Below are 24,673 nucleotides of genomic sequence, written 5' to 3'. Positions count from 1 at the left end.
CATCGCCTCGCCATGACCCAGCCTACTGCCCGCACCATCCCCCTGGAGGTCGTCCAGACCGACAGCGCTCCGGCCGCGCCCCTGCAGGCCGGCGCCAAGCAGCTGGGCGGCGACAAGATCAACCGCTCGCCGGTGCAGTTCCTCGATGCCCCGGTGCTGCGCAAGCCGTCGTGGATCCGCGTGCGGATTCCCTCCGGCAACGCCGTGCAGAACCTCAAGGCGAAGCTGCGCGAAAACCGTCTGGTCACCGTGTGCGAAGAGGCCAGCTGCCCGAACATCCACGAGTGCTTCAGCCACGGCACCGCGACCTTCATGATCCTCGGCGAGGTCTGCACCCGCCGCTGCTCGTTCTGCGACGTCGCCCACGGCCGGCCCAAGCCGCCGGATCCGAAGGAACCGCAGAGCCTGGCCACCACCGTGGCCGACATGGGCCTGAAGTACGTGGTGGTCACCAGCGTGGACCGCGACGACCTGCGCGACGGCGGCGCCCAGCACTTCGTCGATTGCATCGCGGCCATCCGCGAGCAGGCGCCGAAGACCCGCATCGAGATCCTCACCCCGGACTTCCGCGGCAAGGGCCGCATGGACCGCGCGCTGGAGATCCTGGCGGCCAACCCGCCGGACGTGTTCAACCACAACATCGAAACCGTGCCGGACCTGTACCCGAACGTGCGCCCCGGTGCGGATTACCAGTGGTCGCTGACCCTGCTGCAGAAGTTCAAGGCGCAGCACCCGAACGTCAGCACCAAGTCCGGCATCATGCTGGGCCTGGGCGAAACCATGGAGCAGGTGCAGGCCACCCTGCGCGACCTGCGCGCCCACGACGTGGACATGGTGACCATCGGCCAGTACCTGCAGCCGACCCCGCACCACCACCCGGTGATGCGCTACTGGACGCCCGAGGAATACAAGGCGCTGGAAGACTACGGCTACAGCCTGGGCTTCGCCCACGTCGCCTCCGGCCCGATGGTGCGCTCCTCGTACCACGCCGACCGCCAGGCCGCCGGTGCCGGCGTCCACGCCTGAGCACCGCCTGCCTGCTGAACAGCATGCTCCGGAAGCGGCGCCCTCAGGCGTCGTTCACGGCATGACCCCGGGCGGGCGCGTTAGGCTGGAATGCACAGATGACAAGCGCTGCAACTTTGGGCACTGTCGTGCTGTCCGATGATTCTCCGCAGCCCCATGACGGCCTTCGTGCCGAGAGTAAGCCCATGAAATTCAAAGCCCCCGCGAAGATCTCCGCCGGCCTGCTGGCCCTGGCGCTGACCACGCCGCTGGCGCTGATGGCGCGCGCCGATACCGCGCTGCCGCCGGCGGCCACGGCCGACCAGTCCACCGCCACCAAGCTGGTCTACGGCCTGCTGTCCGACAGCCGGTACGCGTACCGCCCGCGGGTGCTCGACGAGGCGATGTCCAAGGACGTGTTCAAGCGTTACCTGGAGTCGCTCGACGGCAGCAAGATGTACTTCACCCAGGCCGACGTGGACGGCTTCGCGCCGCTGCAGGCCAAGGTGGGCGACGCGATCCGCGGCGGCCAGCTCGACCCGGCCTTCGACGTGTTCGCCGTCTACAAGCAGCGCGTGGGGCAGCGCGTGGGCTACGCGCGCAAGCTGCTGAACCAGAATTTCGATTTCGGCACCGACGAGAAGTTCGAGTACGACCGCGAGAAGTCGCCGTGGGCCGCCAATGACGCCGAGCTCGACAAGCTGTGGCGCCAGCAGGTGATGAACGACTGGCTGCGCCTGAAGCTTGCCGGCAAGCAGCCGGCCGACATCCGCAAGACGCTGGACAAGCGCTACGCCAACCTCGCCAAGTCGGTGAACGAACTCAAGGGCGAGGACATCTTCCAGGTCTTCCTGAGCGCGTACACCAACGCCGTCGACCCGCACACCGATTACTTCACCCCGCGCACCGCCGAGAATTTCAACCAGCAGATGTCGCTGTCGCTGGAAGGCATCGGCGCGCAGCTGCAGAAACAGGACGACATGGTGGTGATCCGCGAGATCATCGCCGGCGGCCCGGCCGCCATCGACGCCACGCTCAAGCCGGGCGACCGCATCGTCGGCGTCGGCCAGGACAAGTCGGGCGCGATGGAAGACGTGATCGGCTGGCGCATCGACGATGTAGTGGCCAAGATCCGCGGCAAGAAGGACACCCAGGTTCGCATCGAGTACATCCCGGCCGAGTCGGGCATCGACGGCAACCACCGTACCGTCACCCTGACCCGCCAGAAGGTGCGCCTGGCCGAACAGGCCGCCAAGGGCGAGACCATCACCCTGCCGGCGAAGGACGGCGAGCCGCAGCGCCGCATCGGCATCATCAAGCTGCCGGGCTTCTACCAGGATTTCGAAGGCCGCCGCCGCAATGCCGCCGATTACGCCTCGGCCACGCGCGACGTCGCCAAGCTGCTGGCCGGCTTCAAGAACGACAAGCTCGACGGCGTCGTGCTCGACCTGCGCAACAACGGCGGCGGTTCGCTGGACGAGGCGGTCGAACTGACCGGCCTGTTCATCGAGCAGGGCCCGGTGGTGCAGGTGCGCGAATCCGGTGGCCGCGTCACCGTCAACGGCGACCGCAGCGAGAAGGTGGCGTGGGACGGCCCGCTGGCCGTGCTGATCAACCGTGGCTCGGCGTCGGCTTCGGAAATCTTCGCCGGCGCCATCCAGGATTACGGCCGTGGACTGGTCATCGGTGAAACCACCTTCGGCAAGGGCACGGTGCAGAACATCGTCGACCTCGACCGCTGGCCGGCCAGCGAGGAACAGCGCTTCGGCCAGGTGAAGCTGACCATCGCGCAGTTCTTCCGCGTCAGCGGCAGCAGCACGCAGCACAAGGGCGTGGTGCCGGACATCGCCTTCCCGGCGAGCGTGGATGCCACCGAGTTCGGTGAAAGCACCTACGACAACGCGCTGCCGTGGACGCGCATCGCCTCGGTGCCGCACACCCAGTACGGCAATTTCGGCCCGCTGCTGCCGAAGCTGGAAGGCCTGCATGCCTCGCGCATCGCGCAGGACAAGGAATTCCAGTGGTGGGAGCAGGACGTGGACCAGTTCCGCGAGGAGAAGGCGAAGAAGTACGTCTCCCTCAACGAGGGTGAGCGTCGCGCCGAACGCGAGAAGCAGGACAACCAGCGCAAGGAGCGCCAGGCGGTGCGCAAGCAGCTCGGCATGCCGCTGGATCCGCTCGCCGAGGACAGCGACGACGGCCTGACCGGCAACGAGCGCGACATCGCCAAGGACACCGCGCGCGAGAAGGCCGCCGAGAAGCGTCCGGATCCGCTGCTGCACGAGTCGGCCGCGATCCTGGCCGATGCGGTGAACCTGCTCGAGCAGGACCGCCCGCTGTCGGCGCAGGTGCTGCCGCAGTCGAGCGCCCCGGGCCGCTGGGCCGACTGAGCGGTTCGACCGTCGCCATGAAGAAGCCCCGCGCGAGCGGGGCTTTTTTTATCCGCCGCGCCGCGATCAGCCGAGCGCGTGCCAGAGGATTTCCACGCCCAGCCCGGCGAGGGTGACAAAGAACACGCGCCGGAACAGCCGCGGCGGCAGGCGCGCGCGCAACCGCGTGCCGAGCCACAGGCCGAGCAGGGTAGGGGGCAGGACGAGCAACGCGGCGGAAAGCGAGTGCGCATCGAGCAGGCCATGGCGACCCAGGGCCGCGGCAAGCGCGATGGTCGAGACGCTGAAGCACAGGCCCAGCGCCTGCATCAGCGATTCGCGGGGCAGGCGCAGCGAGACCAGGTACGGCACCGCCGGCAGCACGAACACCCCGGTGGCGCCGGTGGCCAGGCCGGTGAGCGCGCCGCATAGCGGGCCGAGCCACGCCGCGTGGCGCCCCGGTGGGGGCAGCGTCCATTGCGCCAGCCCGAACAACGCGTACAGCAACAGCATCGCGCCGAGCCCGAGGCGGGCGGCCTGGCCACCGTGGGCAAGCACCCCGCCGCTGCACGCCGTGGCCACCGCGATGGCCAGCAGCATCGGCCACAGCCGGCGCAGCAGCGGGCCCATGCCGCCCGCGCCGCGCGCCTGCTGAAGGTTCGTCAGCAGCGAAGGCAGCAGCAGAAGGCTCGCCGCCTGGGCGGGCGGCATGCGCAGCGCGAGCAGGGCCATCGCCACGGTTGGCAGGCCCATGCCGCTGATTCCTTTGACCGCGCCGGCCAGCAGGAATACGGCGAACAGGAAGGGAAGCCAGGGCAGCAGATCGTCCATGCCGACCATGTTGGTGCCGCCGTGGATCGCCCACAATGCGCGATATCCTCACCCAGCCTTCGCCCATGCCGAAGGCTGGGAGCCCGCGATGCATTTCGACCTGACCGACCTGCGCCTCTTCGTCGCCGTGGCCGATGCCGGCAGCATCACCGCCGGCGCATCCGCTTCGGCGCTGTCTTTGGCGGCCGCGAGCGCGCGATTGCGCCAGCTCGAAGACCAGGCGGGCGTGGACCTGCTCGAACGTGGGCGTCGCGGCGTGCAACTGACCCCGGCCGGGCGCGCGCTGCTGCGCCATGCCCGGCGTATCGGCGGCGATGTCGCGCGCCTGCGCGGTGAACTGGCCGAATACGCCGCCGGGCAGCGCGCCACGGTGCGCCTGCTCGCCAACACCGCCGCGCTGAGCGAATGGCTGCCCGAGCGCGTGGCCGATTTCCTCGTCGCGCATCCTTCGCTGGACCTGACACTGGTCGAAAGCGGCAGCGTGGAAGCGGCCGACGCCGTGCGCGACGCCGCCGCCGACCTCGCGGTGATCGCCGACCACGCCACTCGCCACGGCCTGGACGACGCGCCGCTGGGCCACGATCGCCTGGTGCTGGCGTGCGCGCGCACGCATCGCTGGGCGCAGGCGCCCTCGCTCGCACTGACCGCGCTGTTCGACGAGGCATTCCTCGGCCTGTCCGGCGACAGCGCCTTGCAGCGGCACCTGCTCGCACGCGCGGCGGCCGCCGGCGGACGCCTGCATTGGCGCGCGCATGTGCCGGGCATGGAAGCGTTGTGTCGCATGGTGGCGCGCGGCGCGGGCGTGGCGATCGTCTCGGAAAGCGCCGCCCGCCGCAGTACCGTGGCCGACGCGCTCGCCATCGTGCCATTGGCCGAAGACTGGGCCACGCGCACGCTCTGGCTGGTGGCACGTGATTTCGCCGCCTTGCCCGTACCGGCGCGGCAGCTGGCCGACTGGCTGCGCGCGACAGCGCCGGCCGCCTAGTTCATTCCCAGGTGTTGGCCGGCGCCTTCTCCGGACCATCCTCGCGCATGCGCACGATGCAGAAACGGTGGCCGCTCGGCGCTTCCATCACCCACCAGCGTTTGACGAAACCGATGCGCTTGGCGCCGAGCTTCTCGAGGCGATCGGCTTCGGCGTCGATGTCGTCGCTTTCGATATCCAGATGCACGCGCGAAGCATGCGTGACGCGCTGCACTTCGACATTCAGCCCCGCGGGCGCGCCTTCCAGTTCGGCGTATTCGGCCTCGCCTTCGCGGTAGGCGGGCTTGGCGGCCAGGCCCAACGCCGCGGACCAGAAGCGCGCGCTTTCGTCGGCATCCTGGTCCTGGCAATCGATGATGAAGCCGGCCAATCGGCTGCGATGTGCCATGGCGCCACTCCCATGCGGAAAACGCGAGCCTAGCGCGCGGTCTGGTGGGCCGGCGTGACTTTCGCGGGGAAGCGCAGTTCGGCCAGCACCGGGTAGTGGTCGGAAGGATAGAGGCCGCCCGGGCGCGTATCGATCGTGCTGAAGTGGGTGGCGTCCATGCCCTGCAGCAGGATGCCGTCGATCTGGCGCTGTGGGCCGTCGCCGAAGCCCTGGTAGGTCAGGCGCGGGCCTTCCACTTGCGGCGCGGTGGCGCGGGCGTCGCGCAGCGTCGTGGTGAGCGTGCGCCAGGTGTCGCTGCCGGGCTCGCTGTTGAAGTCGCCGGTGACCACCACCGGCGCATCCGCCGGCAGCGCGGCGATGCGCGAAAGCAGTACCTGCGCGCTGCGCACGCGGGCCGGTTCGTCCTCGTCGCGATAAGGGAAGTGGGTGTTGAACAGGTAGAAACGCTGGCCGTCGGCGCGGCGCTGGAACAGGCCCCAGGTCACCATGCGCGGGAAGGGATCGCCCCAGCCCATGCTGCCGGGTACATCCGGCGTGGGCGAGAGCCAGAAGTCGCCGGACTGGACGAGCGTCAGCGCGCTGTCGTCGTAGAACACGCCCATGTGCTCGTCGCTGTCGTCGCCACGACGGCCCCGGCCGAACTCGCGATAGCCGGTCAGTTGCGCCTGCAGGTACTTCGACTGCACCGGGGTGAGCTCCTGGGTGCCGATCACCGCCGGATGCGCCTGCCGGATCACCGCCACCATCGCCTCGCGCCGGTCTTCCCACCGCCGGCCCGGCTCGGTGTCCGCCGGCGTGCGGACATTGAAGGACATCACCCGCAGCGGGGTGGACGGCGGCGCGGCCAGCGCGGCGGGGAGGGCAAGCAGCAGGCACAGCAGGCAGGCAATTCGTTGCAGCGACATCGGAGGGGCCTTGCGATGGATCAACCCGCAGCTTGTCACCGTCCGCCGCGCCTGTCCGCCGCGCCCATCGCAGTTCGGGCATGAACCCCGGCTCGCCGGAACGCGCGCCTTCGTCCTTCGCTCACGGCGGCGGGGCTATGCTTCGGCCGGATTCCACCGGGCTTTCCTCATGATCCCTTCACGTCGCATCGCGCCCGTCCTGGCCTGCCTGGGCATTGTCGTGTCGCTGGCCGGTTGCGGCCGCGGCAAGGCCGACCACGTGCTGGTGCGCGAGTCGTTCAATTCCGACAACACGTATTCGCGCAATTTCGAAGTCGCCCCTGCGGCCGCCTGCGAGGCCGCGCGGCGCGCATTGCTGAGCCAGGGCTACATCGTCGCCCGTGCCGACGCCGCGGCGGTGGAGGGCAGCAAGAACTTCCAGCCGACCGAGGAATCGCACGAGCAGCTCGACCTGCGCATCTCCTGCGTGGCGCAGGACGACCACGCCTGGGTATTCGTCAGTGCCGTGCAGGACCGCTATGCGTTGAAGAAGAGCGCCACCTCCGCCAGCGTGGGCGTGGGCGTGCTGGGTTCGGTATCGCTGCCGGTGGGCAGCAGCAACGATTCGATGGTGCGCGTGGCCAGCGTCACCGTGCAGGACGCGGATTTCTACAAGCGCTTCTTCGAGCGCCTGGCCATGTACCTGCCCAAGCCCTCGGGCAAGCCGAGCGCGCAGGCCGCGCCGCCGCCGCCTCCACCGCCTGCACCGCCCGCGCCCGTGGCGCCTGCGCCGGAAGTCGCGCCGGAAGTCACCGCACCGGCGCGACTTCCGGCGCCGCCGCCCGTGACCGAACCCGCGCCGTCGGCCGCGTCCTCGCAGGCCCAGGACACCAAGCCGCAGGACACGCCCTTGCCGTGATCGTCATCGGCGTGGCTGCCTGCTGAACGCATGCGGCGGATTTCACGGGATGTTGTGCGCACCGCAGACACAGTGCGCCTCACGCGATGGCAATCCAGCCGTCGCCTTCGACCGGAGAACCGCCATGAACGCTCGTGGATATCTCGCCGGCCTGGCGCTCGTCGGCATGACCTTCGTCGCCCAGGCGCGGACCTACGGCCCCGAGGATGAGGGCCGCCGCTTCAACGACGGCACCGTGGTGCGCTGCCACAAGGTGGAAGTGCAGAAGAACAGCAAGGATCCGAACCGCGTCACCGGCACCGTGGCCGGCGCGGTGGTCGGCGGCCTGCTCGGCAACCAGATCGGCGGCGGCAACGGCAAGAAGCTGGCGACCGTGGGTGGTGCCGTGGCCGGTGGTGCGACCGGTCGCTACGTGCAGGGCCAGCACCAGCAGAACAGCGGCGACCGCGTGGTGCAGACGGTGTGCGAGCGCACCCGCTGAACCCTGCCGCCGCCCCACCTGAAAGCCCCGGCCCGGCCGGGGCTTTCTCGTGTGCGCGATCGTGGGCGCGACGCGGCACGCTGCTGGCGCTGCTGCTTGCCGGCCCTGCCTTCGCCTCGCCCTGCACGGAAAGCCTGCTGCGCGAACTCGGGTGGCATATCGATCGCGCCGCCATCGACGCCCCGCGCATCAGCGGCGGAACTCCCTGCCGGCGCGCGACGCTGGCCGACGCCCAGGCGGCGGGCGACCTGCGCGCGACGTTGCCGCGGGACCCCGCGCAAGCCGACGCCGCGCTGGAGGCGATGCTCGACGACCCTGCCACGGTCTGCGCCTACGCCTTCCGCCTCGGCGATGCCGCGCGGCGCGCCAGTGCCCGGCTGGAGGCGAACGACGGCTATCGCTTCTTCGGCCTGCAAACCGGCTGGATCGGTTTCGGCGCGCAGGGCGCGCAGGCTCAAGGCTGGTCGCGCTTCCGCAGCTTCGGCCGGGGTTACGCGCCGGTGGCTTCCAACAGCGTGGCGCTCGATGCCTTCTACACCGGACAGGTGCGCACCGAATGCGGTGTCGGCCGCCAGGTGGCGCAGCTGGCCACGCAGCGCGAACTCTACGGCGATGCCGCGTTCGATGCCGAATTCGCGCCGGGCGAATTGTCGATCGGCACTTTCAATACCCTCCACGAGACCGACAGCATCCTGCTCGGCCACCATGCAGGCGAGTTCTTCGCCGACGGCAAGGCGGTACGCACCAGTGCCCAGGGCCGGCAAGCGTTCATGGGCGTGCCGGGCTTCATCGAGCACGCCTTCTCCAAGCGCTTCCTCGACGACCTCAGCAACCAGGCGGAGAACTTCATCGTCGTCGATGTCACCGACGAGGCGGCGCGCGCGCTGGAAGCGCATGGCGGGCTGGCCTACTACGACGGCCTCAACCGCCAGCTGTGGCAGCTCTCCCGGCAGGTCACGGGCCTGGGCCGGCGCGGCTTCGAGCGCCTGCTCTACGAACGCGACCCGCAACTGCGCGCGAAGCTCGACCCGCACGAGCGCGAAGTCGTCGCCCGCATGGATGCGCTGTTCGACGACCCGTTCTACCGCGGCTTCCTCCTCTACGTGCATCCGCGTGGGGTGAAGCCGGTCGGTTACCACGTCGCACGGCTGCTCGACCGCAACCCGCGCACGCCGTATACGATTGACCTGGCCCTGCACAACCTGCACACCACGCTGTACCGCCGCTGGATCGACCAGCGGCTGCGGCAGTGCGCTGGCGCAACGAATCGTTGACCTATCGGGCGATGCCGGCGGCGCCGGTTCGTGCCACCCTGCACCCCATCTTTCGCACAGAGGATCTCGCTATGGAACTGGGAATGGTCGGCCTGGGACGGATGGGCGCCAACATGGCCGAGCGGATCATCCGCGGCGGCCACCGCGTCATCGGCTTCGACCCCGGCGCCGCCGCGCGCCAGGCCGCGCAGGCCAAGGGCATCGTGCCGGCGGCCTCGCTGGCCGAACTGGTCGCCGCGCTGCCGGTGCCGCGCGCGGTGTGGCTGATGGTGCCGGCCGGCAAGGTCGTCGACGACACCATCGCCCAGTTGCTGCCGCTGCTCGCGCCGGGCGACCTGGTGGTGGATGGCGGCAACTCGTACTACAAGGATTCCCAGCGCCGCAGCCGCGAGCTCGCCGGCCATGGCATCGCCTACATCGATTGCGGCACCAGCGGCGGCGTGTGGGGTTTGAAGGAAGGCTACAGCCTGATGATCGGCGGCGACGAGGCGGCGGTGGCGCGCCTGGGGCCGGTGTTCACCGCGCTGGCGCCGGCACCGGACCGCGGCTGGGGCCGCGTGGGCCCGAGCGGCGCCGGCCACTTCACCAAGATGGTCCACAACGGCATCGAGTACGGAATGATGCAGGCCTACGCCGAGGGCTTCGCGCTGATGGAGCGCAAGGAAGAGTTCGCGCTGGACCTGCACCAGGTCGCCGATATCTGGCGCGACGGCAGCGTGGTGCGCTCCTGGCTGTTGGACCTCACCGCCGACGCGCTGGGCCGCGATGCGCGGCTGTCGAGCGTGGCGCCATTCGTGGAGGATTCCGGCGAGGGCCGCTGGACGGTGGCCGAGGCCATCGACCTGGACGTCTCCGCGCCGGTCATCACCCTCTCGCTGCTCGAACGCCTGCGTTCGCGCGACAAGGATTCGTTCACCGACAAGCTGCTGGCGACGATGCGCAACGAGTTCGGTGGCCATGCGCTGCACGCCGCGCCGCCGGCCACCGGCAAGCCGGACTGAGGCTCAGTCCAGCGTGAGTACCTGGCCGCGGGCGGACGCTTCCGCGGCCAGTTCCAGCAGCGCCATCACTTCCAACGCTTGCGCCGTGCTCGCCGGCGGCGCGCCGGTGCCGTGGATGGCATCGCGGAACGCGGCATAGCAGCGGCGGTAGTCGCCCGGCACCGTGGCGATGCGCTCGCGCCGCAGGGTGCCGTCGTCGTCGGCCAGCGTGAGCCAGCCATCGCGCGCATCCGCGCCCCACCCCGGGATGCCCGGGCGCAGGCCTTCGCGCAACATTGCTTCCTGCGTATCCAGGCCGTCCTTGATGAAGCTGCCGCGCACGCCATGCACGGCGAAGCGGCGTGCGGCATCGGCCACCAACGTGCCGGCATGCAGGTGCGCGCGCATGCGCGGGTAGTGCAGCACCACGTGGAAGTAATCATCGCTGCGCGCGCCTTCGCGCTGCGGCAGCAGGTCCGCGCCGACGGCCTGCGGGCGGCCGAACAGTTGCAGCGCCTGGTCGAGCAGGTGCGGGCCGAGGTCGAACCACAGGCCGGCGCCCGGTGCGTCGCTTTCGCGCCAGCGGTCGCGCACCTGCGGGCGATGGCGGTCGAAGTGCGAGTGGAACTCGGCGATCTCGCCCAGCACCTCGTCGCGCAGCAGCTGCTGCACGGTGAGGAAGTCCGCATCCCAGCGCCGGTTCTGGAACACGCTGCAGATGCGCCCGGCATCCACCGCCGCCGACATCACCGTGCGCGCCTGCGCCAGGTCCACGGTGAAGGGCTTGTCCACCAGCACGTGCTTGCCCGCCGCCAGGGCCTCCAGCGCGATGGCGGCGTGGGTGTCGTTGGGCGTGGCGATCACCACCGCATCGATGGCGGGATCGGCGAGCACGCGCGTGCGGTCCGCCTCGACGCGCGCCTGCGGATGCAGCGCGCCGGCGTCGGCCTGCCGCGAGACGATCGTGTGCAGGTGCAAACCTTCGGTGGTTTCGATCAACGGCGCGTGGAAGACGCGGCCGACATACCCGTAGCCGATCAGGGCGAGATGCAGTTCATTCATGGCGTCGTGCCGTCGAGGGGAGAGGCATAGGGTAACGGCTGAATGGTTCACGGCATCTGCATCCCGAAGTCACGTGCGCTGTACGCGCCGCTGCGCATGCTGGCCCCACGTACCGCAAGGGAGGAACCGCAATGAAGAAGCTGCATGTTCGCAACACGCTGGCCGCTTCGCTGGTGGCCATTTCGATGCTGGGTGCCGGCAGCGCGTTCGCCGCCGGTTCGATGGACAACAAGAATCCGCCGAGCGAGTCGCAGCAGCCGGCGAGCGACACCTGGATCACCACGAAGGTGAAGAGCGACATGCTCGCCACCGACAACGTGCCGGGCAGCGACATCAAGGTCGAAACCAAGAACGGCGTGGTCTGGCTGAGCGGCATGGTCAAGACCCAGGCCGAGAAGGACAAGGCGGTCTCGGTGGCCAAGGGCATCGAGGGCGTCAAGAAGGTCGAGGCAGCGAACCTCAAGGTCTCGGCGATGGCCGACCACTAAGCAGTTCGTGGACGGTGGCCGGGCCGAGGCGAGGCGGCCCGGTCCACCGCGAGGCGCGCTCTTCGGAGCGCGCCTTTTTCTTTTGGGCAGGCAGGGATGTGAGGAAGCGTTTTCACACGACCGGTCGTATGATGACCGCATTCATCTTGCCGCCCCGGGGGCGCGGTGCCGATCACCAGAATGAATGATTCATTCGGGTGATCGTCGGATGCGGGACAATTCTTCGCCCCTTGGCGGTTCCTGGAATCGAGCAAAACACCAGATGCAAACAGCCGCCAATGAAGATGCCTGGGAACGCTGGCGCCTGCCGGCGCTGACGACGGCTATTTTCCTGATCGTGGTGGTGCCGGCGTTGTTGCTGCAGCAGATGGCGCGCAGTACCGACCAGGCGGCCAACTGGGTGCAGCACAGCCAGCAGGTGCGACAGCTCTCGCAGCAGCTGGAATCATCGGTGCGCGACGTGGAATCCTCCGCGCTGATGCGCTCGCACGGCATCGAGCTGCCGGTGCTCAACGAGCGCATGCGTCGCGGGCGCGCGGAAATCGACAAGGCGCTGGCCGACCTCATCGCGCAGACCCGCGACAACCCCGAGCAGCTGGTGCGCCTGGGCCGCCTGCAGGGCACCATCGACCGGCGCATGCAGCTGGCCGAATCCATCGCCCGCTCCCGCGAACCGGCGCAGACCCAGGCGCTGATCCAGGAAATGATCGTCGCCAACCCGATGCGCGAGCTGATCGACCAGCTGCAGGCTTCGGAGAACACGCTGCTGGCCCAGCGCGACCGCGAATCCAACCTGCGCCGCGTGCAGTACACCGCGCTGAGCTGGGGCGCGCTGCTCGTGCAGTTGCTGCTGCTCGGCAGCGTGATCTGGCTGCTGCAACGCCAGACCCGCCACCGCGTTGTGGCCGAGCGGGCCTCCACGCGCTCGGCCGCGCGCGCCGCCTCGGTGCTGCAGACCGTGCGCGAGCCCATCGTGCTGCTCGATGCGCAGCAGCGCCTGGTGCTCTACAACAATGCCTTCGCCGAGCTGTACGGGCTGGGCGAGGAAGACGCGCGCGGCACCGAGCTGTCGAGCATCGGCGAGGGCGCCTGGATGGACCCGGCGATCCGCCAGCGCCTGGCCGACATCCTGTTGCGCGGCCGCGAACTGTGGGATTTCGAACACGAACAGAGCGCGGCCGACGGCGTGGCGCGCACCATGCTGCTCAACGCGCGGCGCATGCCGCTGCCTGACCAGGATGACGAGGTCGTGCTGATGACGGTCAGCGACATCAGCCTGCAGAAGGCCTCCAACCAGCGCATCCAGGAGCTCAACCGGCAGCTGGAAGGCAAGGTCGAGCAGGTCTCGGAGGTCAACCGCGAGCTGGAGGCCTTCAGCTATTCGGTCTCCCATGACCTGCGCGCGCCGCTGCGCCACGTCGCCGGCTTCGCCGACAAGCTGGAGCGCCACCTGGGCGACGGGGCCGACGAGAAATCGCAGCACTACATGCAGGTCATCAGCAGCTCGGCGCGGCGCATGGCCACGCTGATCGACGACCTGCTGGTCTACTCGCGGCTGGGCCGCAGCGCGCTGCGCATGCAGGCGGTGGACATGCAGTCGCTGGTGGCCGAGACGCGCGCGGTGCTGGAAGCCAACGACCGCGCCGAGCACCCCGACCATCGCATCGAATGGCACATCGCGCCGATGCCGATCCTGGTGGCCGACGAAAACATGATGCGCCAGCTGTGGACCAACCTGGTCGGCAACGCGATCAAGTACAGCGGCAAGCGCGACGTGGCGCGCATCGACATCGGCTACGAGGCGCTGCCGGACGGCGGCCACCACTTCAGCGTCTCCGATAACGGCGCCGGCTTCGACATGGAATACGCCTCCAAGCTGTTCGGCGTGTTCCAGCGCCTGCACAAGGCCACCGAGTACCCCGGCACCGGCATCGGCCTGGCCACCGTGCGCCGCGTGCTGAGCCGCCACGGCGGGCGCATCTGGGCCGAGAGCCGGCTCGACCACGGCGCCACCTTCCACTTCATCCTCCCCGCGGCGCTCGACGCGCCTTCCCAAGAGTCCACGCCATGAGCCCGATCCGTACCATCCTGCTTGCCGAAGACAGCCCCGCCGACGCGGAGATGGCGATCGACGCCCTGCGCGAGGCGCGCCTGGCCAATCCCATCGTCCATGTCGAGGACGGCGTGGAAGCGCTGGATTACCTGTATCGCCGCGGCGCGTTCGCCAACCGCGAGCCGGGCCTGCCGGCCGTCCTGCTGCTGGACATCAAGATGCCGCGCCTGGACGGGCTGGAAGTGCTCAAGCAGATTCGCCAGGACGACGCGCTCAAGCGCCTGCCGGTAGTGATCCTCTCGTCCTCGCGCGAAGAGAACGACCTGGCGCGCAGCTGGGACCTGGGCGTGAACGCCTACGTGGTCAAGCCGGTGGACGTGGACCAGTTCTTCAATGCCGTGCAGACGCTGGGCACCTTCTGGGCCGTCATCAACCAGGCGGCGGGAACGAACTGACATGCCGCATGAAGGGGCCCGGCTCGGCGAACTGCGCATCCTGCTGATCGAGGATTCGCCGGAAGACGCCGAACTGCTGTCCGACCAGCTGCTGGAATCCGGGCTGGAGGCCGCGTTCGAGCGCGTGGATGGCGAGGAAGGCCTGCGCCTGTGCCTGGAAGCGTTCCGCCCGGACATCGTGCTCTCCGACCTGAGCATGCCGGGTTTCTCCGGGCACGAAGCCCTGCGCATCGTGCGCACCGTCGACCCGCGCATGCCCTTCATCTTCGTCTCCGGCACGATGGGCGAGGAGGCCGCGGTCAAGGCGCTGCAGGAAGGCGCCAACGACTACATCATCAAGCACAACCCGACGCGGCTGCCGGCCGCGGTGGTGCGCGCCGTGCGCGAGGCGCGCGTGGAGCGCGACCGCGAGCGCGTGGAGAACGAGCTGATGCGCGCCCAGCGGCTGGAAAGCCTGGCGCTGCTTGCTGCCGGCCTCAGCCATGACCTGCGCAACATCCTGCAGCCGCTGCTGATCGTGCCGGACCTGCTGGCCGGGCGCGGCGACGACCCGCAGCTGCGCCAGCTGGCCGACGTCATCGCCGAATGCGGGCGCCGTGGCCACGAGATGGCCGAGTCGATGCTCTCCTTCGTGCGCGGCTCCAACAAGCCGCGCGAGCGGGTGTCCGTGGCCCGGCTGTTCCAGGCCGTGCAGCTGCTGCTGCGCAGCAGCCTGCCCAAGGGCGTCGCCCTGCAGGTGGAAGGCGGCGATGGCGACCTCAGCGTCGAAGCCAACTACACCGAACTGCAGCAGTGCCTGCTCAACCTGGGGCTCAACGCCGTGCAGGCGATGCCGCACGGCGGGCAGCTCACTTTCGCCGCCGCGCCGGAAGGCGAGGGCGAACTGCGCCTGAGCGTCATCGATACCGGTACGGGCATGGGTGAGGACACCCTGGCGCGGTTGTTCAGCCCGTTCTTCACCACCAAGGCCGACGGCACCGGCCTGGGCCTGATCTCCTGCAAGCGCATCGTCGAAAGCTACGGCGGCACCATTACCGTGGACAGCCGGCGCGGCGAAGGCACGCGCTTCGACATCGTGCTGCCGCTGCGTGCGCCGACACCGGCCGGCGGCGAACACGAGGCCGACCTGCCGCTGGGGCGCGGCCAGCGCATCCTGCTGGTGGATGGCGAGGCTACGCGGCTGTCGTTGCTCGGCAATGCGCTGTCGAGCCAGGGCTACCAGCCACAGCTCGCCGCCGATGGCGCCGCCGCCCTGCAGCACGTGCAGCAGCACGCGTTGCCGGACCTGGTGATCGTGGACAGCGACATCATCCTGCTCTCGGCGGTGAGCCTGCTGCTCACCATGCAGGAGCTGGGCTACCAGGGGCCGGCCATCGTGCTGGAGGATGTCGGCCAGCCGCTGCAACGCGAGCATTTCCCGCCGGATATCCCCGTGCACGTGCTGCGCAAGCCGCTGGAGATGCGCCGCGTGTTCCGCGCGGTGGCCCACGCGCTGGAGAACGGCTAGGCCGGCTCAGTCCTGCGGCAGTTCCCACGGAAAGCGCGGCAGGGTGTGCACCGCTTCGGTGAGCTTGCGCGACCAGTTGGCATGGATGTCCGAGTACAGCGGCGTATCGGCATCCAGGCGCATGCGCTCGGTGATGCGCAGGTCGTCGCGGCGGATCAGCGCCAGGTCGATCGGCATGCCGACGGACAGGTTGGAACGGATCGTCGAATCCAGCGACACCAGCGCCGTGCGCGCCGCATCTTCCAGCCGCGTGTCGGCGCGGATGATGCGGTCCAGGATCGGCTTGCCGTACTTCGATTCGCCCACCTGCAGGTAGGGCGTCTCGGGCGAGGAGGCGATGGCGTTGCCCAGCGGGTACACCATGTACATGCCCGGGCGCTCGCCGGCGACCTGCCCGCCGAGGATCAGCGTGGCCTGCGTGCTGATGCCTTCGAATTCCGGACGCCCGGCGGTATCGACCTGGCTGGAGACGAGGACCTGGCCGATGTACTCGGCCACCTCGAACAGGTGCCGGAACGTGCGCAGGTTGCGCGGCGCCGCATCGTCGACGTCGCGCTGGATGCGCGCGAGCGCGAGCTGGGTGGTGGCCAGGTTGCCGGCCGACATCACCGCGAATACCGCCTGTCCGGGGTACTCGAACACGTGCAGCTTGCGGTACACGCGGACGTCGTCCAGCGAGGCGTTGGTACGGGTATCCGCGGCGAAGACCAGGCCTTCGTCCACTTCGATGCCCACGCAATAGGTCATGGCGTTGTCATCGTTGACGGAACCGGCATTCTAGGCCGCCGGGCGGGCCGGGTCGTGAAGGTGTCACGGCGCAACGGTTGACGATGGGGCCGCGCGCATGCGCGAATATTGCATGACCCCCGTCCTTCTCAGCCTCGGCAGCAACCTGCAGCCGGCCCGGCACCTGTACCTGGCCGTGCAGGTATTGCGCGAGCGTTTCGGCGAACTGCGCGTCTCGCCGGCTTACCGCACGCCGGCCGTCGGCTTCGACGGCCCGGATTTCCTCAACAACGCCGTGCTGCTGCATACGGACATGGAACTTGAGCCGCTGGACGCATGGCTGCACGCCGTCGAGGATGCCCACGGGCGCGACCGCAGCGGCCCGCGTTTCGCCGACCGCACGCTGGATATCGACGTGATCTTCTACGGCGACCGCATCGTCGAAGGCCCCGGCCACCTGCGCGTGCCGCGACCGGAGCTCAAGCACGCGTTCGTGCTCAAGCCGCTGGCCGACATCGCGCCGGACTTCATCGACCCGGTGAGCGGCCGCACGCTGGACGCGCTGTGGCGCGCGCATACGCAACACGGCGAGCATTTCGATACGGTGCCACTGGCGCCCTGAGTCGGCGCCCCGGCCTCACCCCAGCAAGCGCCCGCCATCCAGCGGCAGCGTATGCCCGGTGATGTAGTGCGCGTCCTCGATGAGCCAACGCACCGCTTCGGCCACTTCCTCCGGCGTGCCCACGCGCGCCAGCGGCGTGCGCGCCATCGCCGCCGCCTGCGCCGCGGCATCCTTGCCCACCTCCGGCCACAGGATGGCGCCGGGCGCGACGGCATTCACCCGTACCTCCGGCGCCAGGTCCACCGCCAACGCCGCGGTGAGCGCGGCCAGCGCGCCCTTGGCGGCGGTATACGCCGCATGCGCGGGCAACGGATGCGCGAGCGCGGCGTCGACCAGGTTGACGATCGCGCCATGGCCCGCGCGCAGCGCGGGGGCGGCCGCCTGCGCGAGCAGGAACGGCGCACGCGCGTTCACCGCCATCAGTTCGTCCCACTGCGCGGCTGTTGCGGCTTCCAGTGGCGTGGGAAAGAAATTGGAGGCGTTGTTGACCAGCGCATCGAGGCGGCCGAACGCGGCCAGTGTGTCGTGCACCAGCCCGGCGACCGCGCTGGCGTCACGCAGGTCCGCCTGCAGCGTGAGCACGCTGCCGGGCCGCGCGGCATCCAGCTCGGCCGACAAGGCCTCCAGCGCCGGCCCGGAGGCATGCGCATGCACGGCCACCCGATACCCGGCCGCATGCAGGCGCCGCACGATCGCCGCGCCAATGCGCCGCGCGCCGCCGGTCACCAACGCCACCTTGGCGGTTTCGCTCATCTTGCGATTTCCCTTGCTCGGCTATGCTGTGCATTGTCCACGCAATCGGCCCCGCCATGCAGCACCCCGACCTGCCCACGCCCGCGCCCGAGGCGCTTGCCCACAGCGATGAACTGGCCGCGCTGCTGCGCGCCGAGATCGACGCCAGCGGCGGCGCGATGCCGTTCTCGCGCTTCATGGAGCTTTCGCTCTATGCGCCGGGGTGGGGTTACTACAGCGCCGGCGCGAGCAAGTTCGGCGAGAGCGGGGATTTCGTCACCGCGCCGGAGATCGGCCCGCTGTTCGCCGCCGTGGTGTCCGGCGCGTTGGCGCCGGTGTTGCAGGCGCTCGGGCCGGAGGCACGCATCCTCGAAGTGGGTGGCGGCAGTGGCGCGTTCGCTGAAGTCACGCTCAAGCGCCTGCTCGAACTCGACGCGCTGCCCGAACGCTACGCCATCCTCGAACCCAGCGCCGACCTGCGCGAGCGCCAGCGCGAACGCCTGAGCCGTTCGCTGATCCCGCCGGTGTTCGACCTGGTCGAATGGGTGGATGGCCCGTTCCCGGATGACTGGGACGGCGTGCTGTTCGCCAACGAAGTCATCGACGCCCTGCCGACGCCGCGCTTCACCGTGCGCGAGGGCGAGATCTACGAGGAGACCGTGCAGGTCGACGCGCAGGGGCGCTTCGTGCGCGCCGAGCAGCCCGCCGATGCGCTGTTGTCCGCCTCGGTGCGGCACCTGGAGCAGTACCTGGAGACGCCGTTCGCCGAGGGCTACCGTTCCGAAGTGCTGCCGCAGCTGCCGTACTGGATCCAGGCGGTGGCCGGCGGGCTGAAGCGCGGCGCGATGCTGTTCGTCGATTACGGCTATCCGCGCCGCGAGTACTACCAGGCGCAGCGCAGCGACGGCACGCTGCGCGCGTTCTATCGCCACCGCATGCACGAGGATCTCTATCGTTGGCCGGGCCTGCAGGACCTGACCGCCTCGGTGGATTTCACCGCGCTCGCTGAAGCCGGCACCGGCGCTGGCTTCGAACTGGCCGGCTACTGCAGCCAGGCCAGCTTCCTGCTCGGCAACGGACTGGACCAGCTGCTGGAACAGGCCGATACCCGCACCGATGAAGTCGGCCGCGTGCGCCTGCGCGAGCAGGTCAAGCGCCTCACGCTGCCCAGCGAGATGGGCGAGCGTTTCCAGGTGATGGGCTTCCAGAGCGGCGTGGAGTTCGAAGCCGCGTTCCTGGTCGGCGACCTGACCTGGCGGCTGTGAGCATGGCCCTGCGTGCGTTCCAGCGGCCGACGGTGTGGGTCGGCGTGTGGGTGTTCCTGATCCTGGCGGTGATCGTGGTGTGCCTCGGTCCGCCGCCGGAAATTCCGGACATGCCCGAGAACACCGACAAGGCCGAACACTTCCTTACCTACGTGGGCCTGTCGTTCTGGGCAGTGCAACTGTTCGCCACGCGGCGGGCGCTGCTGTGGGCCGGGTTCGGGCTGGTGCTGCTGGGCGTGGGCATCGAGTTCGCGCAGGGCGCTTTCACGGTGGATCGCAGTGCCGATCCGTTCGATGCGTTGGCCAATACGTTGGGCGTGCTGGCGGGCTTGTCGCTGGCACGCACGCCGGCGCGCGAGTGGGTGTTGCGACTGGATCGGTATTGGTTCGGCCGCGGCGCCGCCAACTCGTAGGGGCGGCTTCAGCCACGACCCCATCAAGCAAAAGGCCGGGCCCGCATCGCAGGCCCGGCCTTTTCAGTTTCATTTACTTCGCCGGCACCAGCGTCATCCGGTCCAGCACCCACATCGTCGGGCGCGTGTCACCGGTGAAGTAGACGCACAGGTCGGCCTGCGCCTTGCGCGCGGTCTTCGGCAGCTTGGCGGTCAACGTCGAGAAGCCATCGGCGCCCGGCTTGGCCGGCAGCTTCACGCTGGCCAGCGTCGGGCCTTCGCAGCCGTCGCGCAGCACCAGTTCGCCGTACGCCGAGTGCGAAGGCTGGAAGGTACGGAGCGATTCGTCGTGCGCCAGCTGGAAGTAGTAGGGCAGCTGGCCGGCATGCACCTGCACGCTGTCGATGCCGCGCAGGTCGGCCTGCTTCCATTCCCAGCACGGGTTGAAGATGTCCACGTTGAACACCGCGCGCGGACCTTCGCGCGGGCCGTCGTCCTCCAGCCGCAGCATCAGCTTGCCCGTGCACTGGGCCAGTTCCTCGTCGCTGCGGCTGCGCAGGCCTTCGATGCTCAGCGTGCGCGTCACCGGCGCGGCCAGCGGCTGGCCGTTCCAGAACGAGGCGGCCTGCAGTGTCACCGGCAGGGCGAGTTCCAGCGGCGCCTCGTAGCGCGGCGAGGCGGCCGTCGGCGCGCTGCCGTCGGTGCTGTAGCGCACGTCGTCGTAGCCGAGGCGATCGGTGAGCGTGATACGCACCTTGCCGGCCGTCTCGCCGGGGGCGATCTCCACCTTCGGCTGGAACGGCGTCTGCGCGTAGTCCGCGCCCCAGGCGCGATACAGCGCCAGCAGGTGCGGCAGGCGGGAGCGGAAATCGGCGAAGTCACGCTTGTCGGTCGGCGACCAGCCGGTCTCGGCCACCGCCGCCGCGCGCGGGAACAGCGCATGCTCCACCCGCGCGAAGCTGCGCGAATGCTCGGTCCAGATGTTCGCCTGCACGCCAAGGATGTGGTGGCGCTGCGCCGGCTCCAGCGCCGCCGGCACCGGCTCGAACGCATACACGCGCTGCAGGTTGATGTTCGACGGGCGGCCCGGCGGCTCGTCCGGCGAATCGGTCTGCAGGTAATCCAGGTAGAGATCGGAGGAGGGCACCATCACCACGTCGTGGCCCAGCCGTGCCGCCGTGAGGCCGCCTTCGGTGCCGCGCCAGGACATCACCGCCGCTTCCGGCGGCAGGCCGCCATCGATGATTTCGTCCCAGCCGATCATCAGCCGGTCATGGCTCACCAGGAAGCGTTCCAGGCGCTTGAGCATCCAGCCCTGCAGCGCTTCCTCGTCCTTCAGGCCGAGCTCTTTGATGCGCGCCTGCATGCGCGGCGAGGCCTTCCACTGGTCCTTCACCGCCTCATCGCCCCCGAGGTGGAAATAGCGGCCGGGGAACAGCGGGATCATCTCGGCCAGCACGTTCTCCAGGAACTGCATCGTGGATTCGTCGGCGTTGAACAGGTTGGTGTTCACGCCCCACTCGTTGGAGACTTCGATCGGCTTGCCGCTGACGCCCAGTTCCGGGTAGGCCGAGATGGCCGCGGTGGCGTGGCCCGGGATGTCGAACTCCGGCATCACCGTGATGTGGCGCTGCGCCGCATAGGCGACCACTTCGCGCACCTGGTCCTGCGTGTAGAAGCCGCAGTACGGCGCAGGCTTGCCATCGGCGCCGATGCCGCCGTCGCCGGCCGGGATGCGGCAGCTGCCGGCCTCGGTGAGGCGCGGGTAGCGCTTGATCTCGATGCGCCAGCCCTGGTCGTCGGTGAGGTGCCAGTGGAAGGTGTTGAACTTGTGCAGCGCCATCACGTCCAGCAGCGACTTGATCTGCTCCACGCTCTGGAAGTGCCGCGCCGAATCAAGCATCAGGCCGCGCCAGCCGAAGCGCGGGGCGTCGGTGATGCGGCCGGCCGGCAGCACGGCCGCGGCGGTCTCGCCACGCGCCGGGGCCAGCTGCCACAGCGTCACCGCCGCGTAGAACAGGCCGCGCGGATCGGCCGCGCGCGCGCGCACGCCGTTGGCGTCGATCTCCAGCACGTAGCCTTCGGGCGACGCGCTGGCCTTGGGGTCGATCGCGAAGGCGATCTCGCCCTTTTTCGCGCGGCCGGCCGGCGCCAGCGCCAGGCGCAGGCCGCTGCCGCGCGCCAGGCCTTCGACGAACTGGCGCGCGGTGGGTTCGGCGGCCGCGTCGGCCGGGCGCACGAGCACCTGCGGGGTAAGGGCGAAGCCGCCCTGGGCGGCCTGCACCTGCGCGGGCGCGGGAATGACGGTAAGCGGATTGGCCGCGAAGGCGGCCGGCGCCAGCGTGGACAGCAGCAGGGCCAGGCGCGGGAGCAGGGAAGGGCGGGCAGTCATCGGAACGATCCTCCGGTGGCGGCGTTGGGGAAGCCGTAAAAGAAAGCGGGCCCGGACGAGTCCGGGCCCGCAGTGGAGCATTACACGCTTGGGAGAGACAACATCAGAACTTGAAACGCAGGTTCAGGTAGTACTGGCGGCCGTTGGCATAGAACGCATACGGCAGGAAGCCCGCGTCGCTGTTGGTGTAGTACTTGTAGACCGGGTTGTTGAGGTTCAGGCCGTCCAGCGAGACGGTCATCCAGTCGGTCACGTGGTACGACAGCGAGGCCGACAGCGCGCCCACCGACTTCTGGTAGAACTCGTCGGTGCGGCTGACGCCGGCGTAGAAGTCGTCGCGCCAGTTCCAGCTCACGCGGGCGCTGAAGCGGTCGTTCTCGAAGAAGCCGGCCAGGTTGTAGGTGTTCTTCGAGGTGCCGTTGAGCGGGCCGCCGCCGCTGGCTTCGCCATCGGCATAGGTGTAGTTCGCCGACACGCCGAAGAACTCGCCGATCGGCTGCTGGTAGGCGACTTCGAAGCCCTTGATGTTGCCGTTGGTGTTGACCGGGACCGACACCTGGTAGTCCGCGTAGACGTCGGTGCCACTGGCGTAGCTGGCGGCCTGGTCCTTGTAGCTGATGGTGGTGGTGCCGAAGTTGATGTAGTCGTTGAGCTGCATCGCGAACACGCCGAAGGACAGCAGGGCGCGCGGGGCGAAGTACCACTCCAGGTTCGCGTCGTAGTTGGTCGACACGATCGGCTTCAGCTGCGGGTTGCCGCCGCTGCCGGTGTGGGTCAGGTCATCCAGCGACAGCGAGCCGGCCAGCGCGGAGTAATCCGGGCGGGTCATGGTCTGCGACACGGCAAAGCGGGCCACCAGGTCGTCGCTCAGGTCGAACTTGAGGTTGGCGCTGGGCAGCAGGCGGCTGTAGTCGTTCTGCACCGTGGTCGGCAGGTAGTCGCCGAACGCCGAGCCACTGATCGCACCCGGGATGCCGGAGTTCACCGGCAGCGACTGGTTGTAGCTCACGTCCGTATCGGTCTTGACGTAGCGCAGGCCGATGTTGCCGCTCCACGAGGTGCCGGCGAAGTTGGCCTGCACGTAAGCCGCCGAGATCTTTTCCTTCACGCCGTAGACGTCGGAGAAGTAGAAGCGGCTGACCGGATCGCGGTTGGCGAAATCGGCGTTGATCTGCGCCAGCTGCGAAGGCGTGTAGTACCAGATGCCGCCCGGGACGCTGCCGCCGAGGTCGCTTCCGAAGTCGCCCGGGTAGCTGCCGCCGGTGGTCGGGTAAGCCGAGATGTCCGTCCAGTTGCTGGCGAAGTTCGGGCCCTGCGCGATCTCGAAGTCGTTCTTGCGCTCGTGCTCGGAGTAACGCACGCCGAAGTCGAACGAGTTCAGGACGCTGTCGGCGTTGGCGAACAGCTCGCCGTCGGCGGCGAACCAGTCCTCGCTGTCCTTCACGTCGATCGCCTGGCCGCCGAAGATCCAGCCGTTCTGCGGCAGGTGGTTGGCCGGCGTGTTGACGCCGCCCAGCGACCAGTCGATCGGATCGCCCAGGCCGCCCATGCTCCAGCTGGCGCCGGCATTGCCGGCGGTGCCGGTTTCCAGCACGTCCTGGGTCGGGCTCTTGCCGCTGCCATCGGTGGTGCCGGCCTGGAACTTGAAGTTCAGGTTGTCGGAAGCCTGCCAGTCGGCATCGAGCGTCAGGTACTTGGACTCGGACGAGGCGTTCGGGCGCGAGATCATGTCGTACACGCCGTACGGCGTGACCGTGGCGCTGGTGGTCGGCGCGTAGGTGGCCTGGGTCAGCACGCCATTCTTGATCACGTAGCCCGGGTTCGGCGCCTGCGTGTTGACGAACTGGCTGGCCCACATCATGTAGTTGCGGTTGTAGTTGTCCGCTTCCAGCTTGGAGTAGAACCCGTTGAGGTTCAGGGTCAGGCTGTCGGTGGCCTTGATCTGCACGTCCAGCACGCCGCCCTTGCGCTCGCGGGTCTGGTCGAAATACACCGCGCCCAGCAGGTTCGGGTAGAGCACGCCGGCCAGGTCCGGATTGGTCGCCACCACGGCGGCGTCGTCCGGGATCACGCCATAGCCGCCGACCACTTCCTGGCCATCACGACGCAGCGAGCGCTTCTCGTAGAAGCCCTGCACCATCACGCCGACGGTATTCGCGTCGTTCTTCCAGTTGAGCAGCGCGCTGACCTGCGGCTCGGTCTTGTCGGGCAGGTCGGAGTAAGCCGCACCCACCGAGGCTTCGGTGGTCAGGTTGTCGGCGAACTGCAGCGGCTTGCGGGTGATGATGTTCACCGAGCCGGCGCTGCCACCTTCCACCAGCTTGGCCTGCGAGCTCTTGTTCACCACGACCTGGTCAACGATCTCCGACGGCAGCAGCGAATAGCTCACGCTGCGGCCGACGTTGGCCACCTGGCTCAGCACGAACCAGTCGCCGGTGCCGATGGTGTGGCCGTTGACCAGGGTCTGGGTCAGGCTGGGGTTGGTGCCGCGCAGGCTGACGCGGTCAGCCTCGTCGAAGGCGCCTTCGCTGGCGCTGGACGAGCTGATGTTCACGCCGGGCAGTTCGCGCAGGGTGTCGGCCACGTTCTTGGCCGGCAGCTTGCCGATGTCCTCGGCGGTAACCACTTCCACGCGCGCCTGTGCTTCGCGCTTGGTGTCCAGCGACTTCTCCATCGAACCGCGGATGCCGATGACCTGCACGGTATCGAGGTCGGTGGCGGTCTGCTGCTGGCCGGCGTCCTGGGCGTGCGCGCTGAACGCAAGACAGGTCACGATGGCCGAGGTAAGTACGGACTTGCGGTATTTCATGATGTCTCTCCTCATCAATCAATTGGATTAGCGGGCATTGCTTGGCGCGCCGAT

General features: G+C 69.0%; 21 protein-coding genes and 1 pseudogene. 14 read left to right on the top strand and 8 right to left on the bottom strand.

Features of this window, described 5'->3' with window-relative positions:
• Nucleotides 1-12: 12 nt before the first annotated feature.
• Nucleotides 13-1,026 carry a lipoyl synthase gene (gene lipA / locus ARC20_RS11945; RefSeq protein WP_057647383.1) on the top strand — a complete coding sequence of 338 codons (1,014 nt, stop codon included), beginning with the start codon at nt 13-15 and terminating at the stop codon, nt 1,024-1,026.
• Between the two features lie 185 nt (nt 1,027-1,211).
• Nucleotides 1,212-3,395, top strand: a complete 2,184-nt coding sequence (locus tag ARC20_RS11940; protein WP_057647381.1) for a carboxy terminal-processing peptidase — start codon at nt 1,212-1,214, stop codon at nt 3,393-3,395.
• Nucleotides 3,396-3,461: 66 nt separating this feature from the next.
• On the opposite strand, the gene ARC20_RS11935 is transcribed toward ARC20_RS11940, so the two are convergent.
• Nucleotides 3,462-4,205, bottom strand: a complete 744-nt coding sequence (locus ARC20_RS11935; RefSeq protein ID WP_057647464.1) for a sulfite exporter TauE/SafE family protein — start codon at nt 4,203-4,205, stop codon at nt 3,462-3,464.
• 88 nt (nt 4,206-4,293) lie between these two features.
• Here ARC20_RS11935 and ARC20_RS11930 point away from each other — a divergent pair, with 88 nt between their 5' ends.
• Nucleotides 4,294-5,190 (top strand): LysR substrate-binding domain-containing protein, encoded by an 897-nt coding sequence (locus tag ARC20_RS11930; RefSeq protein ID WP_057647379.1) that lies wholly within the window; start codon nt 4,294-4,296, stop codon nt 5,188-5,190.
• 1 nt (nt 5,191) lies between these two features.
• On the opposite strand, the gene ARC20_RS11925 is transcribed toward ARC20_RS11930, so the two are convergent.
• Both ARC20_RS11925 and ARC20_RS11920 read right to left on the bottom strand, forming a co-directional pair.
• Nucleotides 5,192-5,578: a VOC family protein gene (locus ARC20_RS11925; RefSeq protein WP_057647377.1), complete on the bottom strand. Its 387-nt coding sequence runs from the start codon at nt 5,576-5,578 to the stop codon at nt 5,192-5,194.
• 29 nt (nt 5,579-5,607) lie between these two features.
• Nucleotides 5,608-6,483 (bottom strand): endonuclease/exonuclease/phosphatase family protein, encoded by an 876-nt coding sequence (locus ARC20_RS11920; RefSeq protein WP_057647375.1) that lies wholly within the window; start codon nt 6,481-6,483, stop codon nt 5,608-5,610.
• Nucleotides 6,484-6,652: 169 nt separating this feature from the next.
• On the opposite strand from ARC20_RS11920, the gene ARC20_RS11915 reads away from it, so the two are divergent.
• The 4 genes and pseudogenes from ARC20_RS11915 (at nt 6,653) to gnd (ending at nt 10,137) form a co-directional block, all read left to right on the top strand.
• A complete protein-coding gene (locus ARC20_RS11915) occupies nt 6,653-7,381 on the top strand; it encodes a DUF2242 domain-containing protein (RefSeq protein ID WP_057647373.1) in 729 nt (242 codons plus the stop codon).
• 124 nt (nt 7,382-7,505) lie between these two features.
• Nucleotides 7,506-7,862 (top strand): glycine zipper 2TM domain-containing protein, encoded by a 357-nt coding sequence (locus ARC20_RS11910; RefSeq protein WP_081418167.1) that lies wholly within the window; start codon nt 7,506-7,508, stop codon nt 7,860-7,862.
• A pseudogene (locus tag ARC20_RS11905) lies at nt 7,859-9,180 on the top strand (hypothetical protein); the annotation flags it as partial. The gene ARC20_RS11910 and the pseudogene ARC20_RS11905, both read left to right, overlap by 4 nt.
• Before the next feature lie 27 nt (nt 9,181-9,207).
• On the top strand, nt 9,208-10,137 hold the full coding sequence (gene gnd, locus ARC20_RS11900) for a phosphogluconate dehydrogenase (NAD(+)-dependent, decarboxylating) (protein ID WP_057647370.1): 930 nt from the start codon (nt 9,208-9,210) through the stop codon (nt 10,135-10,137).
• A 3-nt stretch (nt 10,138-10,140) separates the two neighbouring features.
• Here the strand turns inward: gnd and ARC20_RS11895 are convergent, their stop codons facing one another.
• The gene (locus tag ARC20_RS11895) at nt 10,141-11,178 is read right to left on the bottom strand and encodes an oxidoreductase (RefSeq protein ID WP_057647369.1); all 1,038 of its coding nucleotides are present in this window, start codon (nt 11,176-11,178) and stop codon (nt 10,141-10,143) included.
• A gap of 131 nt (nt 11,179-11,309) precedes the next feature.
• Between ARC20_RS11895 and ARC20_RS11890 the strand changes: the two genes are divergently transcribed.
• From ARC20_RS11890 to ARC20_RS11875, 4 genes are all read left to right on the top strand, one after another.
• Complete coding sequence (locus ARC20_RS11890; protein WP_057647367.1) at nt 11,310-11,666, top strand: BON domain-containing protein; 357 nt, start codon at nt 11,310-11,312, stop codon at nt 11,664-11,666.
• Between the two features lie 262 nt (nt 11,667-11,928).
• Nucleotides 11,929-13,737: a sensor histidine kinase gene (locus ARC20_RS11885; protein ID WP_057647366.1), complete on the top strand. Its 1,809-nt coding sequence runs from the start codon at nt 11,929-11,931 to the stop codon at nt 13,735-13,737.
• Nucleotides 13,734-14,174: a response regulator gene (locus tag ARC20_RS11880; RefSeq protein WP_057647365.1), complete on the top strand. Its 441-nt coding sequence runs from the start codon at nt 13,734-13,736 to the stop codon at nt 14,172-14,174. Before ARC20_RS11885 ends, ARC20_RS11880 begins: the two co-directional genes overlap by 4 nt.
• 1 nt (nt 14,175) lies before the next feature.
• On the top strand, nt 14,176-15,681 hold the full coding sequence (locus tag ARC20_RS11875) for a hybrid sensor histidine kinase/response regulator (RefSeq protein WP_057647364.1): 1,506 nt from the start codon (nt 14,176-14,178) through the stop codon (nt 15,679-15,681).
• Between the two features lie 6 nt (nt 15,682-15,687).
• On the opposite strand, the gene ARC20_RS11870 is transcribed toward ARC20_RS11875, so the two are convergent.
• Nucleotides 15,688-16,428 (bottom strand): proteasome-type protease, encoded by a 741-nt coding sequence (locus ARC20_RS11870; RefSeq protein ID WP_057647362.1) that lies wholly within the window; start codon nt 16,426-16,428, stop codon nt 15,688-15,690.
• A gap of 112 nt (nt 16,429-16,540) precedes the next feature.
• On the opposite strand from ARC20_RS11870, the gene folK reads away from it, so the two are divergent.
• On the top strand, nt 16,541-17,029 hold the full coding sequence (gene folK / locus ARC20_RS11865) for a 2-amino-4-hydroxy-6-hydroxymethyldihydropteridine diphosphokinase (RefSeq protein ID WP_057647360.1): 489 nt from the start codon (nt 16,541-16,543) through the stop codon (nt 17,027-17,029).
• A gap of 15 nt (nt 17,030-17,044) precedes the next feature.
• Here folK and ARC20_RS11860 read toward each other — a convergent pair whose 3' ends face one another.
• Nucleotides 17,045-17,782 carry a pteridine reductase gene (locus tag ARC20_RS11860; RefSeq protein WP_057647359.1) on the bottom strand — a complete coding sequence of 246 codons (738 nt, stop codon included), beginning with the start codon at nt 17,780-17,782 and terminating at the stop codon, nt 17,045-17,047.
• Nucleotides 17,783-17,805: 23 nt separating this feature from the next.
• On the opposite strand from ARC20_RS11860, the gene ARC20_RS11855 reads away from it, so the two are divergent.
• Both ARC20_RS11855 and ARC20_RS11850 read left to right on the top strand, forming a co-directional pair.
• Nucleotides 17,806-19,026 (top strand): class I SAM-dependent methyltransferase, encoded by a 1,221-nt coding sequence (locus ARC20_RS11855; protein WP_057647357.1) that lies wholly within the window; start codon nt 17,806-17,808, stop codon nt 19,024-19,026.
• The gene (locus ARC20_RS11850) at nt 19,014-19,439 is read left to right on the top strand and encodes a VanZ family protein (protein ID WP_057647354.1); all 426 of its coding nucleotides are present in this window, start codon (nt 19,014-19,016) and stop codon (nt 19,437-19,439) included. Before ARC20_RS11855 ends, ARC20_RS11850 begins: the two co-directional genes overlap by 13 nt.
• A gap of 73 nt (nt 19,440-19,512) precedes the next feature.
• On the opposite strand, the gene ARC20_RS11845 is transcribed toward ARC20_RS11850, so the two are convergent.
• Together ARC20_RS11845 and ARC20_RS11840 are read right to left on the bottom strand one after the other, a co-directional pair.
• On the bottom strand, nt 19,513-21,810 hold the full coding sequence (locus ARC20_RS11845) for a beta-N-acetylhexosaminidase (protein WP_108143494.1): 2,298 nt from the start codon (nt 21,808-21,810) through the stop codon (nt 19,513-19,515).
• 103 nt (nt 21,811-21,913) lie between these two features.
• Nucleotides 21,914-24,619, bottom strand: coding sequence for a TonB-dependent receptor (locus ARC20_RS11840; protein ID WP_057647350.1), 2,706 nt, complete (start codon nt 24,617-24,619; stop codon nt 21,914-21,916).
• Nucleotides 24,620-24,673 lie beyond the last annotated feature (54 nt).

Origin of the sequence: Stenotrophomonas panacihumi, from assembly GCF_001431645.1 — a bacterium.
Classification (GTDB): domain Bacteria; phylum Pseudomonadota; class Gammaproteobacteria; order Xanthomonadales; family Xanthomonadaceae; genus Stenotrophomonas_A; species Stenotrophomonas_A panacihumi.
This window is presented reverse-complemented; position numbering and strand designations above follow the sequence as displayed.

Bases quoted from the DNA above. Each gene is read 5' to 3' on its own strand.
- gnd (WP_057647370.1), top strand. From the start codon at position 9,208: ATGGAACTGGGAATGGTCGGCCTGGGACGGATGGGCGCCAACATGGCC.
- ARC20_RS11890 (WP_057647367.1), top strand. From the start codon at position 11,310: ATGAAGAAGCTGCATGTTCGCAACACGCTGGCCGCTTCGCTGGTGGCC.
- ARC20_RS11875 (WP_057647364.1), top strand. From the start codon at position 14,176: ATGCCGCATGAAGGGGCCCGGCTCGGCGAACTGCGCATCCTGCTGATC.
- ARC20_RS11910 (WP_081418167.1), top strand. From the start codon at position 7,506: ATGAACGCTCGTGGATATCTCGCCGGCCTGGCGCTCGTCGGCATGACC.
- ARC20_RS11920 (WP_057647375.1), bottom strand. From the start codon at position 6,483: ATGTCGCTGCAACGAATTGCCTGCCTGCTGTGCCTGCTGCTTGCCCTC.
- ARC20_RS11940 (WP_057647381.1), top strand. From the start codon at position 1,212: ATGAAATTCAAAGCCCCCGCGAAGATCTCCGCCGGCCTGCTGGCCCTG.
- ARC20_RS11860 (WP_057647359.1), bottom strand. From the start codon at position 17,782: ATGAGCGAAACCGCCAAGGTGGCGTTGGTGACCGGCGGCGCGCGGCGC.
- ARC20_RS11925 (WP_057647377.1), bottom strand. From the start codon at position 5,578: ATGGCACATCGCAGCCGATTGGCCGGCTTCATCATCGATTGCCAGGAC.
- ARC20_RS11895 (WP_057647369.1), bottom strand. From the start codon at position 11,178: ATGAATGAACTGCATCTCGCCCTGATCGGCTACGGGTATGTCGGCCGC.
- ARC20_RS11885 (WP_057647366.1), top strand. From the start codon at position 11,929: ATGCAAACAGCCGCCAATGAAGATGCCTGGGAACGCTGGCGCCTGCCG.
- ARC20_RS11840 (WP_057647350.1), bottom strand. From the start codon at position 24,619: ATGAAATACCGCAAGTCCGTACTTACCTCGGCCATCGTGACCTGTCTT.
- ARC20_RS11845 (WP_108143494.1), bottom strand. From the start codon at position 21,810: ATGACTGCCCGCCCTTCCCTGCTCCCGCGCCTGGCCCTGCTGCTGTCC.
- ARC20_RS11930 (WP_057647379.1), top strand. From the start codon at position 4,294: ATGCATTTCGACCTGACCGACCTGCGCCTCTTCGTCGCCGTGGCCGAT.
- lipA (WP_057647383.1), top strand. From the start codon at position 13: ATGACCCAGCCTACTGCCCGCACCATCCCCCTGGAGGTCGTCCAGACC.
- folK (WP_057647360.1), top strand. From the start codon at position 16,541: ATGACCCCCGTCCTTCTCAGCCTCGGCAGCAACCTGCAGCCGGCCCGG.
- ARC20_RS11935 (WP_057647464.1), bottom strand. From the start codon at position 4,205: ATGGACGATCTGCTGCCCTGGCTTCCCTTCCTGTTCGCCGTATTCCTG.
- ARC20_RS11870 (WP_057647362.1), bottom strand. From the start codon at position 16,428: ATGACCTATTGCGTGGGCATCGAAGTGGACGAAGGCCTGGTCTTCGCC.
- ARC20_RS11880 (WP_057647365.1), top strand. From the start codon at position 13,734: ATGAGCCCGATCCGTACCATCCTGCTTGCCGAAGACAGCCCCGCCGAC.
- ARC20_RS11915 (WP_057647373.1), top strand. From the start codon at position 6,653: ATGATCCCTTCACGTCGCATCGCGCCCGTCCTGGCCTGCCTGGGCATT.
- ARC20_RS11855 (WP_057647357.1), top strand. From the start codon at position 17,806: ATGCTGTGCATTGTCCACGCAATCGGCCCCGCCATGCAGCACCCCGAC.